19 protein-coding genes are annotated in these 21,473 nt (G+C 72.6%); 12 read left to right on the forward strand and 7 right to left on the reverse strand.

Annotated features, from left to right (window positions below):
• From EUA98_RS20015 to gabT, 4 genes are all read right to left on the reverse strand, one after another.
• Nucleotides 1-241, reverse strand: a 241-nt coding sequence (locus tag EUA98_RS20015) for a hypothetical protein (RefSeq protein WP_207218952.1), incomplete at its 3' end; no start/stop codon positions are given.
• On the reverse strand, nucleotides 234-884 hold the full coding sequence (locus EUA98_RS19660) for a DUF6318 family protein (RefSeq protein WP_165372695.1): 651 nt from the start codon (nucleotides 882-884) through the stop codon (nucleotides 234-236). The genes EUA98_RS19660 and EUA98_RS20015, both read right to left, overlap by 8 nt.
• Nucleotides 885-1,151: 267 nt before the next feature.
• Nucleotides 1,152-2,513 (reverse strand): transaminase, encoded by a 1,362-nt coding sequence (locus EUA98_RS02805; RefSeq protein ID WP_242511234.1) that lies wholly within the window; start codon nucleotides 2,511-2,513, stop codon nucleotides 1,152-1,154.
• A gap of 13 nt (nucleotides 2,514-2,526) precedes the next feature.
• Nucleotides 2,527-3,909 carry a 4-aminobutyrate--2-oxoglutarate transaminase gene (gabT, locus tag EUA98_RS02810; protein WP_130101150.1) on the reverse strand — a complete coding sequence of 461 codons (1,383 nt, stop codon included), beginning with the start codon at nucleotides 3,907-3,909 and terminating at the stop codon, nucleotides 2,527-2,529.
• 193 nt (nucleotides 3,910-4,102) lie between these two features.
• Here gabT and EUA98_RS02815 point away from each other — a divergent pair, with 193 nt between their 5' ends.
• The 3 genes from EUA98_RS02815 (at nucleotide 4,103) to EUA98_RS02825 (ending at nucleotide 7,597) form a co-directional block, all read left to right on the forward strand.
• Nucleotides 4,103-5,410 carry a M50 family metallopeptidase gene (locus EUA98_RS02815; RefSeq protein ID WP_130101151.1) on the forward strand — a complete coding sequence of 436 codons (1,308 nt, stop codon included), beginning with the start codon at nucleotides 4,103-4,105 and terminating at the stop codon, nucleotides 5,408-5,410.
• A 34-nt stretch (nucleotides 5,411-5,444) separates the two neighbouring features.
• Nucleotides 5,445-6,599, forward strand: a complete 1,155-nt coding sequence (gene ispG / locus EUA98_RS02820; protein WP_130101152.1) for a flavodoxin-dependent (E)-4-hydroxy-3-methylbut-2-enyl-diphosphate synthase — start codon at nucleotides 5,445-5,447, stop codon at nucleotides 6,597-6,599.
• Nucleotides 6,600-6,709: 110 nt separating this feature from the next.
• The gene (locus EUA98_RS02825; protein WP_130101153.1) at nucleotides 6,710-7,597 is read left to right on the forward strand and encodes a GNAT family N-acetyltransferase; all 888 of its coding nucleotides are present in this window, start codon (nucleotides 6,710-6,712) and stop codon (nucleotides 7,595-7,597) included.
• Between the two features lie 19 nt (nucleotides 7,598-7,616).
• Here the strand turns inward: EUA98_RS02825 and EUA98_RS02830 are convergent, their stop codons facing one another.
• A complete protein-coding gene (locus EUA98_RS02830) occupies nucleotides 7,617-8,507 on the reverse strand; it encodes an Fpg/Nei family DNA glycosylase (protein WP_130101154.1) in 891 nt (296 codons plus the stop codon).
• A gap of 63 nt (nucleotides 8,508-8,570) precedes the next feature.
• Between EUA98_RS02830 and EUA98_RS02835 the strand changes: the two genes are divergently transcribed.
• Complete coding sequence (locus EUA98_RS02835; protein ID WP_130101155.1) at nucleotides 8,571-10,394, forward strand: proline--tRNA ligase; 1,824 nt, start codon at nucleotides 8,571-8,573, stop codon at nucleotides 10,392-10,394.
• 8 nt (nucleotides 10,395-10,402) lie between these two features.
• On the opposite strand, the gene EUA98_RS02840 is transcribed toward EUA98_RS02835, so the two are convergent.
• Nucleotides 10,403-11,479 (reverse strand): ferritin-like domain-containing protein, encoded by a 1,077-nt coding sequence (locus EUA98_RS02840; protein ID WP_165372696.1) that lies wholly within the window; start codon nucleotides 11,477-11,479, stop codon nucleotides 10,403-10,405.
• A 100-nt stretch (nucleotides 11,480-11,579) separates the two neighbouring features.
• On the opposite strand from EUA98_RS02840, the gene rimP reads away from it, so the two are divergent.
• The 5 genes from rimP to rbfA all read left to right on the forward strand — a co-directional run bounded on the left by rimP (nucleotide 11,580) and on the right by rbfA (nucleotide 17,053).
• Nucleotides 11,580-12,110: a ribosome maturation factor RimP gene (gene rimP / locus EUA98_RS02845; RefSeq protein ID WP_130101157.1), complete on the forward strand. Its 531-nt coding sequence runs from the start codon at nucleotides 11,580-11,582 to the stop codon at nucleotides 12,108-12,110.
• A 1-nt stretch (nucleotide 12,111) separates the two neighbouring features.
• Nucleotides 12,112-13,140: a transcription termination factor NusA gene (gene nusA, locus EUA98_RS02850; protein WP_130101158.1), complete on the forward strand. Its 1,029-nt coding sequence runs from the start codon at nucleotides 12,112-12,114 to the stop codon at nucleotides 13,138-13,140.
• Nucleotides 13,141-13,277: 137 nt separating this feature from the next.
• A complete protein-coding gene (locus EUA98_RS20170; RefSeq protein ID WP_242511248.1) occupies nucleotides 13,278-13,484 on the forward strand; it encodes a YlxR family protein in 207 nt (68 codons plus the stop codon).
• Nucleotides 13,485-13,652: 168 nt separating this feature from the next.
• Nucleotides 13,653-16,499: a translation initiation factor IF-2 gene (gene infB, locus EUA98_RS02860; protein ID WP_130101160.1), complete on the forward strand. Its 2,847-nt coding sequence runs from the start codon at nucleotides 13,653-13,655 to the stop codon at nucleotides 16,497-16,499.
• A gap of 98 nt (nucleotides 16,500-16,597) precedes the next feature.
• Nucleotides 16,598-17,053, forward strand: coding sequence for a 30S ribosome-binding factor RbfA (rbfA, locus tag EUA98_RS02865; protein WP_130101161.1), 456 nt, complete (start codon nucleotides 16,598-16,600; stop codon nucleotides 17,051-17,053).
• 81 nt (nucleotides 17,054-17,134) lie between these two features.
• On the opposite strand, the gene EUA98_RS02870 is transcribed toward rbfA, so the two are convergent.
• A complete protein-coding gene (locus EUA98_RS02870; protein ID WP_130101162.1) occupies nucleotides 17,135-18,616 on the reverse strand; it encodes a DHA2 family efflux MFS transporter permease subunit in 1,482 nt (493 codons plus the stop codon).
• 71 nt (nucleotides 18,617-18,687) lie between these two features.
• On the opposite strand from EUA98_RS02870, the gene EUA98_RS02875 reads away from it, so the two are divergent.
• The 3 genes from EUA98_RS02875 to EUA98_RS02885 all read left to right on the forward strand — a co-directional run bounded on the left by EUA98_RS02875 (nucleotide 18,688) and on the right by EUA98_RS02885 (nucleotide 21,437).
• Entirely contained in the window at nucleotides 18,688-19,281 is a 594-nt protein-coding gene (locus EUA98_RS02875) for a TetR/AcrR family transcriptional regulator (RefSeq protein ID WP_242511235.1), read from the forward strand.
• Nucleotides 19,278-20,279 (forward strand): tRNA pseudouridine(55) synthase TruB, encoded by a 1,002-nt coding sequence (gene truB, locus EUA98_RS02880; protein ID WP_130101163.1) that lies wholly within the window; start codon nucleotides 19,278-19,280, stop codon nucleotides 20,277-20,279. Before EUA98_RS02875 ends, truB begins: the two co-directional genes overlap by 4 nt.
• Nucleotides 20,280-20,375: 96 nt before the next feature.
• Entirely contained in the window at nucleotides 20,376-21,437 is a 1,062-nt protein-coding gene (locus tag EUA98_RS02885; RefSeq protein ID WP_130101164.1) for a bifunctional riboflavin kinase/FAD synthetase, read from the forward strand.
• Nucleotides 21,438-21,473: the final 36 nt, after the last annotated feature.

The following is a 21,473-nucleotide window of genomic DNA, read 5'->3' on the forward strand; positions in this document are numbered from 1 at the left end:
TGTCCAGGGTTCCGGGGGCGGGGTTCGGGCAGGTCCCGCTGCGCAGGTACGCCACATCCGGATCCGGATCCGCACCAGCTGCTCCGGCCGGTGGGGGCGTATTTCGGTCCACACCGGCGACTTCGTAGGCGTTGCCGTCGGCCTCTCCTGCGATGTCCGGAGCCGCCCAGGCGAGAGCTGTCCAGAGCACCACGCATGCTGCGGATACCGGGCCGAGCAGCAGCCGGGAGCGTCTACCCATCGGCCGGGACCTCGTCGACCTGGACCTCGCGGACGATCCAGCCGTTCTCGCCATGCTGGAGGGCGGCCACAAGCGAGAGGGACTTCGATTCGTCGATGCGGTCGACAATCGCGCCGGTGTGATCTCGTTCGATCGAGCTGCCCTGGTCCGCGAGGAGCTCGATCGCGAAACTGCCCGGGGTGTCAGTCGTCGGCCCGTTTCGGGCTGAGCTCACGCTCACCGTCGGTCCTTCGCTGGTGTGGCCGAGGTTCGTCATCTCACTCACGTTGCCCACGACGCTCGTGCAGAACGCGCAACCGGGATCGCTCATCTTTTGCCACCCCGTGAGGTCGCCGCTGGCGTACACGTACGGGTACAGCGAGATGAAGTACGTGGCGGCGGCGATCGCACCCTCGGCGTCGTCGCGGTCCATCGCCTCGGGCCGGTCGGGGGCCGCGACCGTTGCCGGGCTCGGACTCGCACTCGCACTCGGGCTGGGGATCGGGGGTGGCGTCGTCGGACTGGTGGTCACCGTCGGGCCGGGTCCGCTCGGATTGGAGGCGGCCGGGGCCGGGGCGCCGGTGCAGGCGGCCAGCCCGACCATGAGAGCGCTGGCGACGACGGCGGTCCGCAACCGCAACCGCAGCCGCAACTGCAACCGCAACTGCAACCGCAGCCGCAGCCGTGCTCCCAGGTCGGTCCGCCGCGCGAGACTCCGCTCCGGCCTCGGCAAGCGCTGCGATGTGACCCGCGCCGTGATGGCGTCCGGGACGCATCGGCTCCCATCGGCCGCGCTGCCCGCGGGTTTCGCGACGTCCCCCCTGCGCTCCGTCATGGCGCGACCGTAGCCGAGATGTCCGGTTCGTCACCGGCTTTCGCGGCACATGTGGACGGCAGCGGTCGGAGCCTGGGGTTGACGCCCTGCGCCAGATCAGGTTGTGAGCGTGAACGCCGCCTCGGCGAAAGCCACCGTGTGGGCGTCGACGTCGGCGGCAGTGGTCGCGGGGCTCATCAGCGCCATGTTGTGAAACGGCGTCAGCAGGACGCGCCGGTTGAGGGCCTGCAGATGCAGGTACTGCTGAAGCGGGAAGTCGTCGGCGGCGGCGGCCTCGGCGCCGTGCCGTGGCGGCGCGAGTGAGAAGGCGTACTCGGCGCGGGCGCCGAGCTGGGTGACGTGCCACGGCAGGCCGACGTCGTCCAGGACGACTCGGACCCCCTCGGTCCACCGGGCGGCGAGCGCGATCATGGGCCCGAACGCGTCATCGGTCAAGACCTCCGAGAGGGTTGCGCGCACGGCGGCCATCGACAACGCATTCCCCGCCAGGGTGCCGCCGATCCCGCCGACGTCGATGTCCTCGAGGTCGATGCCGGCTCCGACCCGTGCCGCGAGCTCCGCGGTCATCCCGAGGGCCGCAGCGGGGATCCCGCCGCCGATGGTCTTGCCGACGACGACGGCGTCGGGCTCGAGCTCCCACGCCCGGACGGCGCCGCCCGGTCCGACGCACAGCGTGTGGGTCTCATCGAGGATCAGCACCACCCCGTGCCTGCGGGTCAGGTCGCGCAGTGCCGCGTGGAACCCCTCCTCGGGCAGTACGATGCCGATGTTCGTCATGGCGGGTTCGGCGAGCACCGCGGCGACGTCTCCGACCGCGAGGGCGGCGGCGAGCGCGGGCAGGTCGTTGAACGGCACGACGACCGTCGTGTCCCGCAGCGGGGCCGGCGCGCCGATGTTGCCGCGGCGCGCGGCGACGTTCCCGCGGGGGTCCAGGGTCGCGAAGGTCTCGTCGACGCTGCCGTGGTAGCAGTAGTCGAAGACCAGCACCTTGGGGCGGCCCGTGACCTGGCGGGCGTAGCGGATGAGGTGGCGGTTGGCGTCCGTCGCCGACAGGGTGAACTGCCATTGCGTGACGGGCGCCGGACCGCGACCGAACCGGCGCGTCAGCTCGGCCGCGACCGGTGCGGCGTCGGCCGTCGGGAGCATCGCGGTGATCCCGCGCGACGCCTGCCGCGCGATCGCCGCGACGGTCGCCGCGGGGGAGTGCCCGGTCATGGCGCCGGTGTCGCCGAGGCACAGGTCGGTGTGCTCGAGGCCGTCCGCGCACACGAACCGTGCCCCGCGAGCCTCGGCGACGTGCACGGGGTAGGCGCCGGGCCACTTCGCCATCCACGACATCGGCACGCCGAGCGGCATGTGCTCCCGGCCCGCGGCCGCGAGCTCACCGCAGCGGGGGTGGTCGGCGACGAACCGGCGTCGCTCGTCGGCGAGCGCCGCGGCGAGCGTGTCGCGGTTCACCGGAGGCACTGGCTCAGGACCCGTCGGCCGTGGTCGGCGCCGGGCCGGCGATGACGTCCTCGAGCACGTCCAACGCATCGTCGAGCAGGTCGTCGCCGATGACGAGCGGTGGGAGGAAGCGCAGCACGTTGCCGAACGTGCCGCAGGTCAGCACGAGCACCCCGCGCTGGGCGCACTCGCGCGCGATCCGGGCCGTCTCGGCAGCATCCGGTTCGAGCGTGCCCGGGTGCACCAGCTCGATCGCGAGCATGGCGCCGCGTCCGCGCACCTCGGCGATCTGGGGCGCGCGGGCCGCGAGGGTAAGCAGCCGCGGAACGAGACGGGCTTCGATCCGGCGGGCGGCCCCGGCGAGGTCGGCGCTCTCGTACATCTCGAGGGTGGCAAGGGCCGCGGCGCAGGCCACCGGGCTGCCGCCGAACGTGCCCCCGAGCCCGCCGCCGTGCACGGCGTCCATCAGATCGGCGCGGCCCGTCACCGCCGCGAGCGGGAGCCCGCCGGCGATGCCCTTCGCCATCGTGACGAGGTCCGGCACGACGCCCTCGTGCTCGCACGCGAACATGGCGCCGGTCCGCGCGAAACCGGTCTGGACCTCGTCGGCCACGAACACGACGCCGTTCGCGCGGGCCCAGGCGGCGAGCGCGGGCAGGAAGCCCGGGGCGGGAACGATGAAGCCCCCCTCGCCGAGGATCGGCTCGATCACGATCGCCGCGACCTGGTCGGCACCCACCTGCTTCTCGATCACGGCGATGGCCCGGGCGGCGGCGTCGGCTCCGCTGATGGCCACCGGCTCGCGCAGGGGGTACGACGCCGGGGCCCGGTAGACCTCGCCCGCGAAGGGCCCGAAACCGGTCTTGTACGGCATGGCCTTGGCCGTCATCGCCATCGTCAGGTTCGTGCGGCCGTGGTAGGCGTGGTCGAAGACGACCACGGCGTCGCGACCGGTCGCGCGCCGCGCGATCTTCACGGCGTTCTCGACGGCCTCCGCGCCCGAGTTGACCAGCACCGTCCGCTTCTCATGGTCGCCCGGGGAGAGTCGCGCGAGGGCTTCGCAGACCGCCACGTACCCCTCGTACGGCGCGATCATGAAGCACGTGTGCGTGAAGTCCGCGGCCTGCGCGGCGACGGCAGCGACGACGGCCGGCGCAGCGTTGCCCACGGAGGTCACCGCGATGCCGGAGCCGAGGTCGATGAACGTGTTCCCGTCGACGTCCTCGACCACTCCGCCACCCGCGCGCGCGACGTACACCGGCAGCGAGCTCGTGACCCCGGCGGCGACGACGGCCGCCCGGCGCTCGGCGAGCGCGCGCGAGCGGGGCCCCGGCACGGCCGTCACCAGCCGTCGGTGCTGGGGGAGGTCCGGACGCACGAGGGGATGGGTGGCGGAATCGGCTGTCATGTCCCGAACCTACCGGTGGATTCCGCGCATTGGGAGCCCTGGCGCGACGGAATACGTGGCGCCCGCCCGCGCGGTCCGAGGGGCGGGGCGCGATAGTCCGGAGGTCGGCATCCAGCGAATTGCCAGCCTCTCGGGGGATGATGGTTCTCCTTGTACTGCGCGGCACCCTGCGCCCGCACGGATCGGAGAACTGATGGCCTACCTGGTGGGCGTGCTCGTCATGGTCGGGGGGCTGCTGCTGTCGATCGCGCTGCACGAGGTCGGGCACATGGTGCCCGCGAAGCGGTTCGGCGTGCGCGTCAGCCAATACATGGTCGGGTTCGGTCCGACGCTCTGGTCACGCACCCGGGGGGAGACCGAGTACGGCCTCAAGGCGATCCCGCTCGGCGGGTACGTGCGGTTCGTGGGGATGTACCCGACGCCCGACGCGGTGGGGAACCCGCCCGTCCGCGGCTGGTTCAGCCGGGTCGCCCAGGACGCCCGCGAGGCCAGCAGCGAGGAGATCCACCCCGGGGAGGACCAGCGCGCGTTCTACCGCCTGTCCGCCCCCAAGAAGCTGGTCGTGATGCTCGGCGGGCCGGTGATGAACCTCGTGATCGCCACCGTGCTCCTCGGCGTCGTCCTGGTGGGGTTCGGCATCCCGACCGCCACCTCGACCGTCTCCCTCGTCACGCCGTGCGTACCCGCCTCCGGGGCGCAGGAGTGCACCGACGCGGACCCGCAGTCCCCGGCCGCCGCGGCCGGCTTCGAGACGGGCGACGTCATCACCTCGTTCGACGGCGTGACCGTCGATTCCTGGACGCAGCTCTCCGGCCTCATCCGCGCGTCCGGCGGTGACATGGTCCAGGTCGTGGTCGAGCGCGCCGACACCGAGCAGACCCTGACCGTGAGCCCGGCGCTGCTGGAGCGGCCCGTGGTCGACGCGGACGGCGTCGCGGTCGTGGACGCCGATGGCACCGCGCGCACGGAGCCGGCCGGCTACCTCGGGATCGGTCCGGAGTTCGCCCTGCAACGCCAGCCCCTGTCCGCGATCCCGGAGTCCGTCGGCGAGGCCGTGGTCGGGACGGCCGCGGTGGTCATCGCCCTGCCCGCACGCGTCGTCGACGTCGCGCAGGCGGCCTTCGGGTCCGAGGAGCGGTCGCAGGACTCGATCATCGGGCCGGTCGGCATCGGCCGGATCGCGGGTGAGGTGGCCGAGGACGGCGGCGGCGACTTCGGCCTCACCGGGCAGGTCCTGACGATGCTCAGCCTGCTCGCGTCCCTCAACATCGCGCTGTTCGTGTTCAACCTGATTCCCCTGCTCCCGCTCGACGGTGGCCACGTCGCCGGGGCGCTCTGGGAAGGTGCCCGCCGCCAGGTCGCGAAGGTGCGCGGGCTGCCGCGACCGCGTCCGGTCGACGTCGCCCGGATGATGCCGCTGGCCTACGGAGTGTTCGTCCTCCTCACCGGCGTCGGCGTGCTGCTGATCTACGCCGACATCGTGCGTCCGGTCACACTGTGAGGGTTCTGCAGACCCGAGGAGGGATACTGACCCGGTGAGCATCCCGATCAGTTTGGGTATGCCGGAGGCGCCAGCCCCGGTCTTGGCCCCCCGCCGACCCACCCGCAAGATCAAGGTCGGCAAGATCGACGTCGGCGGCGACGCCCCCGTCAGCGTGCAGTCCATGTGCACCACGCAGACCACCGACATCAACGCGACCCTGCAGCAGATCGCCGAGCTGACCGCCGCCGGCTGCGACATCGTGCGCGTCGCCGTGCCGACGCAGGACGACGCCGACGCGCTGGCGACCATCGCCCGCAAGTCGCAGCTCCCCGTGATCGCGGACATCCACTTCCAGCCGAAGTACGTCTTCACCGCGATCGACGCGGGCTGCGCGGCCGTCCGGGTCAACCCGGGCAACATCCGCAAGTTCGACGACCAGGTCAAGCAGATCGCGAAGGCCGCGTCCGACGCCGGCGTGTCGATCCGGATCGGCGTCAACGCCGGCTCGCTGGACCCGCGCCTGATGGCGAAGTACGGCAAGGCCACCCCCGAGGCGCTGGTCGAGTCCGCCGTCTGGGAGGCGTCCCTCTTCGAGGAGCACGGCTTCCACGACTTCAAGATCTCCGTCAAGCACAACGACCCCGTGATCATGGTGCGCGCCTACGAGCTGCTCTCCGAGCAGGGCGACTGGCCGCTGCACCTCGGCGTCACCGAGGCCGGTCCGGCGTTCCAGGGCACGATCAAGTCCGCGACGGCGTTCGGCGCGCTGCTCAGCAAGGGCATCGGCGACACCATCCGGGTCTCCCTGTCCGCGCCTCCGGTCGAAGAGGTCAAGGTCGGGATCCAGATCCTGCAGTCGCTCAACCTGCGGCCCCGCAAGCTCGAGATCGTCTCGTGCCCGTCGTGCGGTCGGGCCCAGGTCGACGTCTACTCCCTCGCCGAGCGCGTCACCGCCGGCCTCGAGGGGCTCGAGGTGCCGCTGCGCGTCGCCGTCATGGGCTGCGTCGTCAACGGTCCCGGCGAGGCGCGCGAGGCCGACCTCGGAGTGGCGTCGGGTAACGGCAAGGGTCAGATCTTCGTCCGGGGGGTGGTCGTCAAGACCGTCCCCGAGGCGATGATCGTCGAGACCCTGATCGAGGAGGCGATGCGCCTCGCTGAGTCGATGGAGCCGGTCGCGAACGCGGGGCCGGTCGTCACCGTCTCCTGATTCCTGGCCCCTGCCTGACCACTTCGAGGCCCCCGCGCCGGGGAAATCCGGACGAAACACACAGGTGGGGATAAGGGTGGGCTGACCAGGCCATGGTGCACAATCGTTCCATGGGACGCTGGCGCGAGGCCACGCTCGACGCAACCGCAACCGGTGGACGCATGCTCCACGACGCGGACCTGCCGGCAGCGGCGAAACTCTGCGCCCGGTTGCCGGTGGAGTCGGTGCTCGCAGCCAACCGGATCGACGCAGTCCTGCGGTCCGGCCTGAGCACCTCCGGCGGTCAGCTGTGGGGGTTCGAGACCGATGGCGAGCTCCGAGCCGTGTGCTGGGCCGGCGCGAACCTCGTCCCCGTCGTGCCCCCGGGCGCCGAGAGCGCGCTCGACGCGTTCGCCGCGCTCGCCCGTGCGCAAGGACGCCGCTGCTCCTCGATCGTGGGGGAGTCCGGCGCCGCGCTCGGGCTGTGGGCCCGGCTGTCCCCGGTCTGGTCGCGTCCGCGGGAGATCCGGGCGAACCAGCCCTCGCTCGCGATCGACCACGAGCCCCTGGTCGAGCCCGACCCGTTCGTGCGGCGCTCCCTGGCGGCCGAGTACGACCTCATCCTGCCGGCGTGCGTGCAGATGTTCACCGAGGAGGTCGGCTACTCGCCGGCGTCGGGCGTGAACGGCCCGTACGAGACCAGGGTGCGCTCGCTCATCGCCGAGGATCGCTCGTTCGTCCGCTTCGTGCGGGGGACCGACGGGGTCGAGGTGGCCTTCAAGGCCGAGCTCGGCGCGGTCGCCGGCGGGGTGGCGCAGGTCCAGGGGGTCTGGGTGGCCCCGGCGCTCCGCGGCCGCGGGCTCTCCGAGCAGGGGATGGCCGCGGTGGTCGCGATGACCCGGGCCGACGTCGCGCCGACCGTCTCGCTGTACGTCAACGACTACAACACCCGGGCGTTGGCCGCGTACTTCCGGGTCGGTTTCCGTCAGGTCGGGACGTTCGCCACGGTGCTGTTCTAGACCCGGTGCTGTTCTATCCCTACCGGAGCAGGCGGGACAGGCGCCGGTCGGCGAGCGGGTGTCCGCCGGTCTGGCAGGTGGGGCAGTACTGCAGGGTCGAGTCGGCGAACGCGACCTCGTGCACGGTGTCACCGCACGGCACGCCGTCCCAGCCGGGGCACGGCTGACCGGTGCGGGCGTGCACGCGCATCCCGCGGCGCTTGGCGTCCTTGAGCTCAGCGGCCGGCTTGCCCGACGACGCCACCACCGCGTCGGTGAGCACCTCGACGATCGCGTCGTGCAGGAGCGCCGTCCGGGCCGGGTCGAACGTGCGGGTGAGCGCGAACGGGCTGAGCCGGGCGGCGTGCAGGATCTCGTCCGAGTAGGCGTTGCCGATCCCCGCGATCATCGACTGGTCCCGCAGGAGGCCCTTGATCTGCTGGTTGCGGGCGGTCAGGAGCTCGCCGAGCCGCGCGGCGGTGAACTCGGGACCGAGCGGCTCCACGCCGAGGGTCGCGATCGCGCGGATCGCGTGCGGGTCGTCGACCACATGGACAGCGAGACGCTTGCGGGTGCCGGCCTCGGTGAGGTCGAAACCGGCGTCGTCGGCCAGGCGCACCCGCAGCGCGAGCGGTGACTTGCCCGGCCGGACCGGCGTCGCGGGCACGTGGTCGTGCCAGCGCACCCAGCCCGCCCGGGCCAGGTGGAACACCAGGTGCGGGCCCGGGTCCCCGGGCGGGCCGGTGGACGCGTCGAGCCACTTGCCGTGCCGCGCCACCCCGGTGACGGGACGTCCGACGAGGTCGGCCAGCGCCGGGGAGTACGTCTTGAGCGCGCTGATCGAACCGAGGTCCGCGGCGCTGATGACACGACCGGTGGTTTGCTCGCGCAGGAACCGCGCGAGCGCCTCGACCTCGGGAAGCTCCGGCATCCCCCCATCGTGGCGCACCGGGGGCGGGAAGCCCCACCCGGCACGGCCACTAGGCTGGCCCCCATGCTGCTGCGGATGTCAACCCTGTTTGTCCGGACCCTGCGTCAGGACCCGGCCGACGCCGAGGTAGCCAGTCACCGGCTCCTCGTGCGCGCCGGCTACATCCGTCGTGCCGCCCCCGGGATCTACACCTGGCTCCCGCTGGGCCTGCGGGTGCTGCGCAAGGTCGAGGCGGTCGTGCGCGAGGAGATGGACGCCGCCGGGTCGCAAGAGGTGCACTTCCCCGCGCTCCTGCCCAAGGAGCCCTACGAGGTCACCGGCCGCTGGACGGAGTACGGGCCGAACATCTTCCGGCTCAAGGACCGCAAGGGCGGGGACTACCTGCTGGCGCCGACCCACGAGGAGCTCTTCACGCTCCTGGTCAAGGACCTGTACTCGTCCTACAAGGACCTGCCCCTGACGCTCTACCAGATCCAGACGAAGTACCGCGACGAGGTCCGCCCCCGCGCCGGGCTCATCCGCGGCCGCGAGTTCATCATGAAGGACGCCTACTCGTTCGACGTCGACGACGCCGGGCTCGAGGCCTCCTACCAGACGCAGCGGGACACCTACCGGCGGATCTTCGACCGGCTCGGGCTCGAGTACGTCATCGTCGCGGCCACGTCCGGCGCGATGGGCGGGTCGCGGAGCGAGGAGTTCCTCACCCCGACGGCGATCGGCGAGGACACCTACGTGCGCTCGGCCGGTGGCTACACCGCCAACGTCGAGGCCGTCACGACGCCCGCGCCGCCCGCGATCGACTTCTCCGGCGCACCCGCCAGCCACGTCGAGGACACCCCGGACACGCCGACGATCGACTCGCTCGTCGCCGTCGCGAACGAGCGCTTCCCGCGCGCCGACCGGCCGTGGACCGCCGCGGACACGCTGAAGAACGTCGTGCTCGCTCTCGTCCGACCGACGGGGGAGCGCGAGCTGCTCGTCGTCGGGCTCCCGGGCGACCGGGACGTCGACCTCAAGCGGCTCGAGGCGGCGATGTCGCCGGCCGAGGTCGAGACCGCGACCCCGGCGGATCTTGCCGCCCGGCCCGACCTGGTCGCCGGCTACATCGGACCGGAGAAGCTCGGCGAGAACGCCGGCCTCGACGCCAAGGGCGCCCCGCTGGGCGTGCGCTACCTGCTCGACCCGCGCATCGTCAGCGGCACGCGGTGGATCACCGGCGCGAACTCGGCCGGTCAGCACGTCTTCGACCTGGTCGCCGGGCGCGACTTCCTGGCAGCCGCGCAGGACGGCGCCACCAACACGGTCGAGGCCGCCGAGGTGCGCGCCGGGGACGAGGCCCCCGACGGGTCCGGACCGCTCGAGCTCGCCCGCGGGATCGAGATCGGTCACATCTTCGCGCTCGGACGCAAGTACGCCGCGGCGCTCGGCCTGACCGTGCTGGACCACAACGGCAAGGCCGTGGTCGTCACGATGGGTTCCTACGGCATCGGCGTCTCGCGCGTCCTCGCGGCGCTCGCCGAGGCCCACCACGACGACGCCGGCCTCGCCTGGCCGCCGCAGGTCGCGCCCGCCCACGTGCATGTCGTGGCGACCGGGAAGGACCCGGCCGTGTTCGAAGCGGCGGAGTCGCTCGCGGCCACGCTCTCCAGCCGCGGGATCGAGGTCCTGTACGACGACCGCAAGAAGGTCTCGCCCGGGGTCAAGTTCGCCGATGCCGAGCTGCTGGGAGTCCCGCTGGTGGTCGTCGTCGGACGCGGGCTCGCCGAGGGTGTCGTGGAGGTTCGACCGCGTCGCGCGGGTCCCGACGGACCCTCGGCCGAACAGGTGCCGGTCGCCGAGGCGCCCGACCGGGTCGCCGAGCTCGTGGACGGGCTGCTCTCGAGCTGAGCTGTCGTTCAGCTCGCGGTGCGCTCCGGCAGGCCCGGGAAGCTGGGTACCGGGGCGCCCCAGGCGACGGCGGTCGCGGTCGCCTCGGTGAGCCCGTCGAGCAGGACGGCCCGGGACTCGGCGTCGGTGGCGGTCAGCAGCGCGGCATAGGTCGCCGCCAGGGACAGCTCGAGCGTCTGCGCCTGCGCGACGGCGGCCGCGGGGTCGTCGAGCCCGGCCGGGAGCGCGTAGGCCGAGCGTCGCGGGTCCAGCCCGGTGCCTGCGATCTCGAGCAGCGTGGCCCACTGGTCGGCGCGGGCGCGGTGCACCGCGGCGCGGTCCGACGCATCGGTGCGCGCGGCGTCGGACAGCTTGGCGGCGATCACCTCGTACCCGTAGCCGGCCTGATCCTCGCCGGCGACCAGGTCGCTCAGGGCGCTCAGGCCGGGACCGGTCGGCGCCGACGTCGGGGTGCTCACCTCGGGCACCGCGGGGCCCTCGATCGCGGTTGCCGCGGCGAGCTGGCGCGCGAGCAGCAGGCGGGCGGTGGCGACAGACCCGAGCAGCCGCGCCAGCGGTCCGTCCGGGATCGACGCGGCGTCCGCCCGCGCGCTGGCCGCGGCCTGCGTCAGCTGCGTGACGACCGCGGCGGGCGTGGTCCCGACCGGGTCGACCGTCCCGGGCACGGCGCTGCTGGGGTCGGCGCTGCTGGGGTCGGCGGTCGGCTCCGCGGTCGGCTCCGCGGTCGAGCTGTCGCCCGGGCCGAGCTGGTCGAGGTGCTCGGTCGCCTGCGTGACGACCGCTGCGCGGATCGCGGTCACGGGGTCGGCGGGGTCCGCCCCCGGTGCGCCGGCCAGGACCATCAGGCCGACGGAGTCGGCGCTCGCGCGCTGGCGGGCGGACTCGGAGGAGTCCGGGCTCGGCGCGGTGGGCGCGGGGGTCTCGAGGCGCAGGCCGCACCCGGCCACCAGGCCGACGAGCGTGAGACCTGTGACGAGGGCGAGCAGGCGGGAAGCGACGCGGGGCCGGCGCGCCGGTACCGGGCGTTCGGCTGCGCGCCGACACGGGGAAACGAGCGGCGAGGTCATCGCCCGTGATCTTGCCATGCCGATCCCACGCCTCGGACTCGGTAGGCTAGGGCCGAAAGTTCAACAACAGGGTCGAATCCACGCAGGGGTTGCCCGCTGGAGCCGACGGGAGATACGCATGGCGAAGCCAGCAAGCATCGAGCGGGTTCGCACGGTGGTCGAGCCCGTCGTGGTCGCAGCAGGACTCGTCCTCGAGGACCTCGAGGTGAGCCCGGCCGGGCGTCGCACGGTGGTTCGCGTCACGATCGACCTGGGGGACGACGCCGTCGGCGGCCTCGACCTCGACACCGTCGCCGAGGTCGCCCGCGCGGTGGGCGACGCGCTCGACGAGACGTCGCCGGTGAACGGCGAGTACACCCTCGAAGTCAGCACGCCGGGGACGTCACGTCCCCTCACGGAACTGCGCCACTTCAAGCGGGCCCGCACGCGGCTCGTGCGGCTGACGCTGCGCAACGGGTCGGCCGCGTTCGGCCGGCTCACCGGGGTCGAGGGCAGCGACATCGCCCTGAGCCCCGTCGACGCGGCCACCGGCCGCGACGTCGAGGGCGACCCCATCACCATTCCGCTCGCGGACATCGCGAGCGCATCAGTCGAGGTCGAGCTCTCCCGGGCACGAACCGGCGAAGACGACGCCGACGGAAAGAGCTGACATGGACATCGACATGACGACGCTGCGAATGCTGGAGCGCGAGCGCGACATCAGCCTGGACGTGCTGGTCTCGGCCATCGAGCAGGCGCTGCTCTCGGCGTACCACCGCACACCCGGGGCGCGGACCAAGGCCCGGGTGGTCGTCGACCGCAAGTCCGGGCACGTCACGGTCTGGGCGACCGACGACGTCCTGACGGACGAGGACGGCGTCGTCCATGCTCCCGGGCCGGAGTACGAGGACACCCCGGAAGGCTTCGGCCGGATCGCGACGGCGACGGCTCGCCAGGTCATCGTGCAGCGCCTGCGCGACGCCGAGGACGACCAGGTGCTCGGCAACTTCCGCGGCAAGGAGGGCGAGGTCCTCGCCGGGGTCATCCAGCAGGGCCGGGACCCGCGCGTCGTGCTCGTCGACGTCGGCGGGACCGAGGCCGTGCTGCCCGCCCACGAGCAGGTGCCCACCGAGAAGTACGTGCACGGCGAGCGGCTGCGCGGCTACGTGCTCGACGTCGGCCGCGGCCCGCGCGGCCCGCAGGTCACGCTCTCGCGCACCCACCCCAACCTCGTGCGCAAGCTGTTCGAGCTGGAGGTGCCGGAGGTCGCCGACGGCACCGTGGAGATCATGTCGATCGCGCGGGAGGCCGGGCACCGCACCAAGATGTCGGTGCGCACCAAGGTCCCCGGGCTCAACGCCAAGGGCGCCTGCATCGGGCCGCTCGGCTCGCGCGTGCGGGCGGTCATGTCCGAGCTGCACGGCGAGAAGATCGACATCGTCGACCACAGCGACGACCCCGCCGAGATGGTGGCGCACGCGCTGTCGCCGGCGCGGGTGCTCTCGGTCACCGTCGTCGACCCGGTCGCCCGGGCCGCGCGGGTGATCGTGCCCGACTTCCAGCTCTCGCTCGCGATCGGCAAAGAGGGGCAGAACGCCCGCCTCGCTGCCAAGCTGACTGGCTGGCGGATCGACATCCGGTCCGACGCCGCCGCCGTCACCGACGCCGGCGGGGAGGCCGCTCCCGGTCAAGCCCGGTGAGCGGGAGCGGTAGACTGACCGCGGCTGGGCCTCGCGCCCGGCACTCCAGCGCTGGTACGCCGGGGCCGATCACGGGCCCGGTGCGCACGTGTGTGGGGTGTCGGTCCACCGGGTCCAGGTCCGTGTTGGTGCGTGTGGTGGCGACCGAGGGTGCGGGAGATTCTCCCGAGCTCGTGGTCGACACCGGGCGTTGCCTGCCGGGGAGGGGTGCGTGGTTGCACCCCGATCTTCAGTGCCTCGAGCTCGCCGAACGTCGTCGGGCATTCCCCCGGGCCCTGCATCTCGCAGGTCCGGTGAATGCTCCCGCGGTGCAGGCGTACCTCGTCGCCCTGCAGGCGCTCTAGAGCGGTGCCGGTTCCACAGCCGGCCACCGATGACTTACCGACAGCGACACGAAAGCGGGTTGGAAGCCGATGGCTGCCCGATGAGAATCCAGCGATGAGTACCCAGCGATGAGTACCCAGTACTAACGACGGCCTGACCCTGTCCGGGCGGGCCGAGACAGGAGAGTTGTGGCTAAGGTCCGCGTATACGAGCTCGCTAAAGAGCTCGGTGTGGAAAGCAAGACGATCATGAACAAGCTGGGCGAGCTCGGAGAGTTCGTCCGCTCGGCATCCTCGACCATCGAGCCGCCGGTCGTGCGCAAGCTGCGCGACCTGTACCCGGCCGGTGCGACGACGGCTGGCGCTGCTGCTCCGGCGGCACCCAAGCCCGGCGCCAAGCAGCCAGCCCCCCCGGCACCCGTCGCCCCGGCGCCGGCTCCGGTAGCGGTCTCCGCTCCGGCCCCGCAGGCCCCGGCTCCCGCCGCGCCTGCGCCCGCCGTCGCGCCGGCCGCCTCGGCCGCGCCCTCTCCCGGCCCGCGCCCCGCCCCGGCAGCTCCGGCTCCCGCGGCACCGGCGTCGGCCGCAACCCGCCCGGGTGCACCCCGTCCGGGCAACAACCCGTTCGCGCCCAGCCAGGGAATGCCGCGCTCCGGTCGTCCGGCCGCGCCGGAGTCCCCGGCCGAGCCCGCTGCACGCCCGAGCGGCCCCCGCACCAGCGGTCCGCGCCCCGGCAACAACCCGTTCGCGCCGAGCCAGGGCATGCCCCGGCCCGGTGAGCGTCGGGTCGACCCGGCGGCAGCCGCGGGTGCTCCCGCTGCGTCGACCGAGCGTCCCGGCGGACCCCGTCCGGGTGGACCCCGCCCCGGCGGACCCCGCCCGAGCCCGGGCATGATGCCCCAGCGCACCGCGGTCGGTCGCCCCGGTGACCGTCCGGCTCCGGCCGGTCGCGGCGGCGGCGCTGCTCGTCCCGGTGGTGGCGGCGGCGGTTACGCCGGTCGTCCCGGCGGTGCCGGTGGTGCGCCTGGTGGCGCGCCCGGTGGCGGCGGTTTCGCCGGTCGTCCCGGTGGTGGCGGTCGTCCCGGTGGTGCCGGTCGCGGCAGCACGCAGGGCGCCTTCGGTCGCGCCGGAGGCCGTCCCGTTCGTGGACGGAAGTCGAAGCGCGCCAAGCGCCAGGAGTTCGAGCAGATGCAGGCCCCCTCGCTGGGTGGCGTGCAGGTTCCGCGCGGCAGTGGCACCACCCCGGTGCGCCTGCGTCGCGGTTCGTCGCTGAACGACTTCGCCGACAAGATCGACGCCAACCCCGCCAGCCTGGTCACGGTGCTGTTCCACCTCGGTGAGATGGTGACCGCGACGCAGTCGCTGGACGAGGACATGTTCGGCACGCTCGCCGCCGAGCTCGGCTACGTCATCGAGATGGTCTCGGCCGAGGAGGAGGACCGCGAGCTGCTGGGGGCCTTCGACATCGACCTCGACGCCGAGCTGGCGGACGAGGACGACTCTCAGCTCAAGGCCCGTCCGCCCGTCGTGACCGTCATGGGCCACGTCGACCACGGTAAGACGAAGCTCCTCGACGCGATCCGGCAGACCGACGTGGTGGCCGGTGAGGCGGGTGGCATCACCCAGCACATCGGTGCCTACCAGGTCCGCACGGTGCACGAGGGCGTCGACCGCGCCGTCACCTTCATCGACACCCCGGGTCACGAGGCGTTCACCGCCATGCGTGCACGTGGTGCGCAGGTCACCGACATCGCGATCCTCGTGGTCGCGGCCGACGACGGCGTGATGCCGCAGACGATCGAGGCGCTCAACCACGCCCAGGCCGCCGGCGTGCCGATCGTGGTCGCGGTCAACAAGGTGGACAAGGAGGGGGCCAACCCCGACAAGATCCGCCAGCAGCTCACCGAGTACAACCTGGTGGCGGAGGAGTACGGCGGCGACACGATGTTCGTCAACGTCTCCGCGAAGCAGAACCTCGGCATCGACCAGCTGCTCGAGGCCGTGCTGCTCACCGCAGACGCCTCGCTCGACCTGCGGGCCAACCCCGACAAGGCCGCGCGAGGGGTCGCCATCGAGGCGAACCTCGACAAGGGCCGCGGTGCGGTCGCGACCGTGCTGGTCCAGCAGGGCACGCTCAAGGTCGGCGACGCGATCGTGGCGGGTACCGCTCACGGACGCGTCCGGGCGATGTTCGACGAGCACGGCGGCAGCGTCCTCGAAGCCGGACCGGCTCGCCCGGTCATGGTCCTCGGGCTCGCCTCCGTCCCGGGCGCCGGCGACACCATCCTGGTGGCGCCCGACGAGCGGACCGCGCGGCAGATCGCCGAGAAGCGTGAGGCCGCCCAGCGGGCCGCGCTGCTCGCGAAGCGTCGCAAGCGGATCAGCCTCGAGGACTTCACCCAGGCTCTCCAGCAGGGCAAGGTCGAGACTCTCAACCTGGTCCTCAAGGGTGACGTGTCGGGTGCCGTCGAGGCGCTCGAGGACTCGCTGCTCAAGATCGACGTCGGCGAAGAGGTCGAGCTGCGCGTCATCCACCGTGGGGTGGGCGACATCACGCAGAACGACGTCAACCTAGCCACGGTCGACAACGCGATCATCATCGGGTTCAACGTCAAGTTCGGCGAGCGCGTCGAGGACCTCGCGGACCGCGAGGGTGTCGACGTGCGCTTCTACCCGGTCATCTACCAGGCGATCGACGACGTCGAGTCGGCCCTCAAGGGCATGCTCAAGCCGGAGTACGAAGAGGTCCAGCTCGGCACCGCCGAGGTGCGCGAGGTGTTCCGGTCCTCCAAGTTCGGAAACGTCGCCGGCTCGCTGGTACGGACCGGTCAGATCGTCCGCAACTCCAAGGCGCGGGTGCTGCGCAAGGGCGTCGTCGTCGGGGACAACCTCACGGTCGAGTCGCTCAAGCGCTTCAAGAACGACGCCACGGAGGTCCGCGAGGGCTACGAGTGCGGTATCGGGCTCGGCTCGTTCAACGACGTCGAGATCGACGACGTGATCGAGACCTTCGAGATGCGGGAGAAGCCCCGCAAGTAGTACGAGGGCGCAGAGCCCGGGTGACGACGTGATGTCGTCACCCGGGCTTTCCTCTCGGTTGGATATGAGTTGAGCAGGCACGAGAAGGAGAACAAGTCATGGCTGATCACGCACGCGCGCGCAAGCTCGCGGATCGGATCCAGGTGATCGTGGCCCAGATGATCGATACGCGGATCAAGGACCCGCGGCTCGGATTCGTCACGGTGACCGATGTGCGCGTCACCGGCGATCTGCAGCACGCCTCGGTCTTCTACACCGTCCTGGGTGACGCCGAGGCCCGCGCCGGGTCGGCGGTCGCGCTCGAGAGCGCCAAGGGGTTGATGCGGTCCGAGGTCGGCAAGCAGACCGGGGTGCGGCTCACGCCCTCGCTCGAGTTCGTCCTCGACGCCGTCCCTGAGACGGCCGCCAACATGACCGCCGCCCTGAACGAGGCCGCACGTCGCGACGCCGAGGTGGCCGCCCTGGCCGCCGGGGCCGTGTACGCGGGCGACGCCGACCCGTACAAGAAGGCACCGGTCGACGACGACGAGTCGGACGAGGACGAGGACGCCTGACCCCTCGCCCCACCCCGAAGGCCCGAGCGGTGACGTCCAGGAACGGACGCCACCGCTCGGGCCTTTTCGGTGCGGTGTGGCTCAGACGGTGGCCGGTGACCGGGCCGGGATCGGGGTCCCCGGGCCGGTTCGGACCGCGGCGCGGCCGGTGGTCCGGGGGAGCCAGCGGGTCGCGACGGCTCCCACCGCCAGCACCGCAGCACCGGTGAGGATCGCGGTGCGCAGGCCTTGGTCGTAGCCGGTCGGGGTGAGCGTGCCGCCGCCGGCCTGGAAGACGGCGACCAGGACGGCGACGCCCAGCGCGACGCCGATCTCGCGGATCGTGGCGTTCGTCGAGCTCGCCGTCGCGTGGTCGTCGGGAGCCATGTCGGAGAGCACCGCGGTGGCGCTCGGCGCGAAGGTCAGCCCCATCCCGATGCCCGCCAGGACGAACCCGGGCACGAGATCCACGTACGGGGTCGAGGCCCCGACGCTGAGCGCGAGCCAGGTCAGGCCCAGCGCCTGGAGCGCGAGCCCGGTGCCGAGCAGCACCCGCACGCCCACCCGGGGGGCCAGCAGCCCGGCGATCGGGGCGACGACCATCGGCGCTGCGGTCCACGGCAGCGTCCGGATCCCGGCCTCGAGCGGGGTGTAGCCGTTGACGACCTGCAGGTACTGGGCGAGCAGGAAGACCGCCCCGAACATGCCGACGCTGAAGGCCAACGAGGTGATGTTGGCCACCGAGAAGCTGCGTGAGCGGAACAGTCGCAGCGGTACGAGCGGGTGCACCGCGCGGCTCTCGTAGCCGACGAACGCGACGATCAGCGCCGCCCCGCCGACGAGCGCCGCGACCACGGTGGCCGAGCCCCAGCCGAGCTCGTTGGCCCGCACGATTCCCCAGACTCCCGCCAGCACGCCCGACCCGACCAGGGTGAGGCCGACGACGTCGAGCGGCTGACGCCGACCGTGGGACTCGGGCAGGGCGCGCAGGATCAGCGGGACCGCGAGGAGCGCGACGGGGACGTTGAGCCAGAAGATCGCCTGCCACGAGAAGCCGTCGACGACCGCACCCCCGATGACGGGCCCGAGGGCGACGCCGAGCCCCGAGACGCCGCCCCAGACACCGATCGCCATCGCGCGACGCGACGCCGGGACAGCGGCTGCCAGCAGCGTCAGCGACAGCGGCATGATGGCGGCGCCCCCGACCCCCTGGATCGCGCGGGCGGCGATGAGGGCCCCGGCCGAGGTCGCGAGCGCGGAGCCGATCGAGGCGAGGGTGAACACGGCGATCCCGCCGAGGAACACCCGCCGTCGACCCCAGCGGTCACCGAGCGTGGCGGCGGCGAGCATCAGGGTGGCGAACGTGAGCGTGTAGGCGTTCACCATCCACTGCAGCTGCTCGATGCTCGCGCCCAGGTCGGCCTGGATCACGGGCAGGGCGCTGGTCATCACGAGGTTGTCGAGCGTCGACATGAACATCGGGATCGAGGCGGCGGCGAGGGCGACCGCTAGAGGCACGGCGCGGCGCGGGCTCGCGGTCGGGCGAGGGGGCGGTGCCTGGTCGGTCGGTGCGGTGACAGTCATGAGAGCTCCTGTATGCATCGGATGATTACTAACTCGACCGACGGTAGGCATCGACTGATAACATGTCAAGGATGAACGAGGAACTGGTTCGACGGATGACCGCAGGGGAGCGCCGGGAGCAGATCCTGCGGGCCGCCCTGACCGTGTTCGCCGCGGGGGGCTACTCCGGTACGACGACGGACCAGGTCGCGCGCGCGGCCAGGGTCTCCCAGCCGTACGTGGTGCGCCTGTTCGGGGGCAAGCAACAGCTGTTCGCCGAGGTCTACGAGCGGGCGAGCCGTCGCGTCCTCGAGGCGCTGGCCGCGGTCGCGCCCGGGCCCGAGGCCACGCGCGAGATGGGGGAGGCCTACGTGGGCCTGCTCGCCGACCGTGACCTGCTGCTGCTCCTGCTGCACGGGTTCGCCGCGGGCTCCGAGCCGGAGATCGGCCGGCTCGCCCGCCACACGCTCGGCGAGTCCTACCGCCTCTACCGGGAGCGCACCGGCGAGGGTGAGGACGAGGCGCGGGTCTTCGTGGCCCACGGGATGCTCATCAACGTCATGCTCGCGGTCGGTGCGCCCGAGCATGCCGGCGAGGACCTCGCGCTCGACGCGCTCACGGTGTGCACGTTCGGCAGCGGGCTGCCGGTCGCCCTCGCGGGTGCGCGCGCGGAGGTCGGGCGATGACCGCCGCGGCGTCGCGCCCGCGGTCCGCACCCGGCGAACGGCCGCCCCGCCGCCCGACCGCCGCCGACGGTCTGGTCGTCGTCGACAAGCCCGCCGGCTGGACGAGCCACGACGTCGTGGCGCGCATGCGCCGGGTCGCGGGCACGCGCAAGGTCGGGCACGCCGGCACGCTCGACCCGATGGCCACCGGTGTCCTCGTGCTCGGCATCGGCCGGGCGACCCGGCTGCTGACCTACGTGGTCGGTGCGGACAAGGAGTACGTCGCCACCATCCGGCTCGGCGTGGCCACCACGACCGACGATGCGGAGGGCGAGCTGCTCACCGCCGCCGACGCGTCCGCCGTCACCCGCGCGGCGATCGACGCCGGCGTCGCGGTCCTGACCGGCCCGATCGAGCAGGTCCCGAGCTCGGTCAGCGCGATCAAGGTCGACGGCCAGCGTGCCTACGCCCGGGTCCGCAACGGCGAGCAGGTCGAGCTGGCCGCGCGGCCCGTGACCATCTCCCGGTTCGAGGTGCACGAGGTGCGCCCGGTGAGCCTGCCGGGCGATGCGATGCCCGCCGGCGCGATGCCCGACGGCGAGATCGTCGTCCTGGACGTCGACGTGACCGTGGTGTGCTCCTCGGGCACCTACATCCGGGCGCTCGCCCGCGACCTCGGCACCGCGCTCGGTGTCGGCGGGCACCTCACGGCGCTGCGCCGGACCCGGGTGGGCGGGTACGGGCTGGCGGGATCCCGCACGCTCGACGAGCTCAAGAACCTCCCGGCGGACATGCCGCTCGACGTGCTCTCGCTCGCGGACGCGGCCCGGGCGACGTTCGTCGTGCGCGATCTCACCCCCGAGGAGGCCGCGGCGCTGTCGTACGGCAAGCGGATCGACGTCGGCGAGCAGCCCGTCGGCGAGACGGTGGCCGCCATCGCGCCCGACGGGACCCTGGTCGCCCTGCTCGAGGCGAGCGGGCCGCACGCCCGTCCGGTGCTGGTGTTCGCACCCGCCTGACGTCGGGCGAGCGGGCCGCGCCGTCGGGCGTGGCAGTCTTGTCCTCGCCTCCGCCCCATCTCCGTGAGCGGACGCCCACACACACCGGGAGTGATCGTGCATCGCTGGACCGACCTTTCCCAGGTCCCCACGGGATTCGGGCCGTCGGTTGTCACGCTCGGCAACTTCGACGGCGTGCATCGCGGGCACCGCAGCGTGCTGACCCGGATGGTCGCCGACGCGCGCGCCGTCGGGGCGCAGGCCGTGGCGGTCACGTTCTCGCCGCACCCCGCGCAGGTGCACCACCCCGACACCGCTCCGCCGCTGCTGACGGGCGTCGACGACCGGCTCGCGCTGCTCGAGCGCACCGGCCTCGACGCCGTCCTGCTGCTGCACTACACGCTCGACTTCGCGCGGCAGACGCCCGAGGAGTTCGTCAGCCGGTACCTCGTGGACGCGCTCGGTGCGCGGACCGTGGTGGTCGGGCGCGACGTCCGGTTCGGCTGGGGCAATGCCGGTGACCTCACCACGATGACCAAGCTGGGGGAGCGGTACGGGTTCACGGTCGAGGTCATCGAGGACCTCGCGGCCGAGCAGGAGCCTTCCGACCTGCGTGGCAACACCCCGCAGGACGAGCGGCTGCGGCATGTCGCCGACCCGCTGCACCGGCGCTGGTCGTCGACCTGGGTCCGTGAGCTGCTGATCGAGGGCCGGGTGACCGCGGCCGCCACGGTGCTGGGCCGCCCGCACCGGGTGCGCGGCGTCGTCGTGCACGGCGACGCCCGCGGGCGCGAGCTCGGCTTCCCGACGGCGAACCTCGGCCCCGAGGTCGCCGGGATGGTCCCGGCCGACGGCGTCTACGCCGGCTGGCTGCGCCGGCTCGCTCCGCCCGCCGGGGGTGGGGCGGTGGCCGACCCGGCCGACGTCGTGCTGCCCGCGGCGATCTCGATCGGCACCAACCCGACGTTCGACGGGGTCACGCAGCGGATCGAGGCCTACGCGCTCGACCGGACCGATCTGGACCTGTACGGCGAGGAGGTCGCGTTCGAGTTCGTCGCTCATCTGCGGCCCACCTTGCGCTTCGACTCGGTCGACGAGCTCGTCGTGCAGATGCGCGAAGACGTCGATCGGGCGCGCGACCTGCTGGCCGATGCGGGTGGCCCGCCGACTGACTGGTAACATCGGGTCGCCGTCAGATCGGCCGCGGACCCAGAG

It is taken from the genome of Pengzhenrongella frigida, assembly GCF_004168625.1.
GTDB lineage: Bacteria > Actinomycetota > Actinomycetes > Actinomycetales > Cellulomonadaceae > Pengzhenrongella > Pengzhenrongella frigida.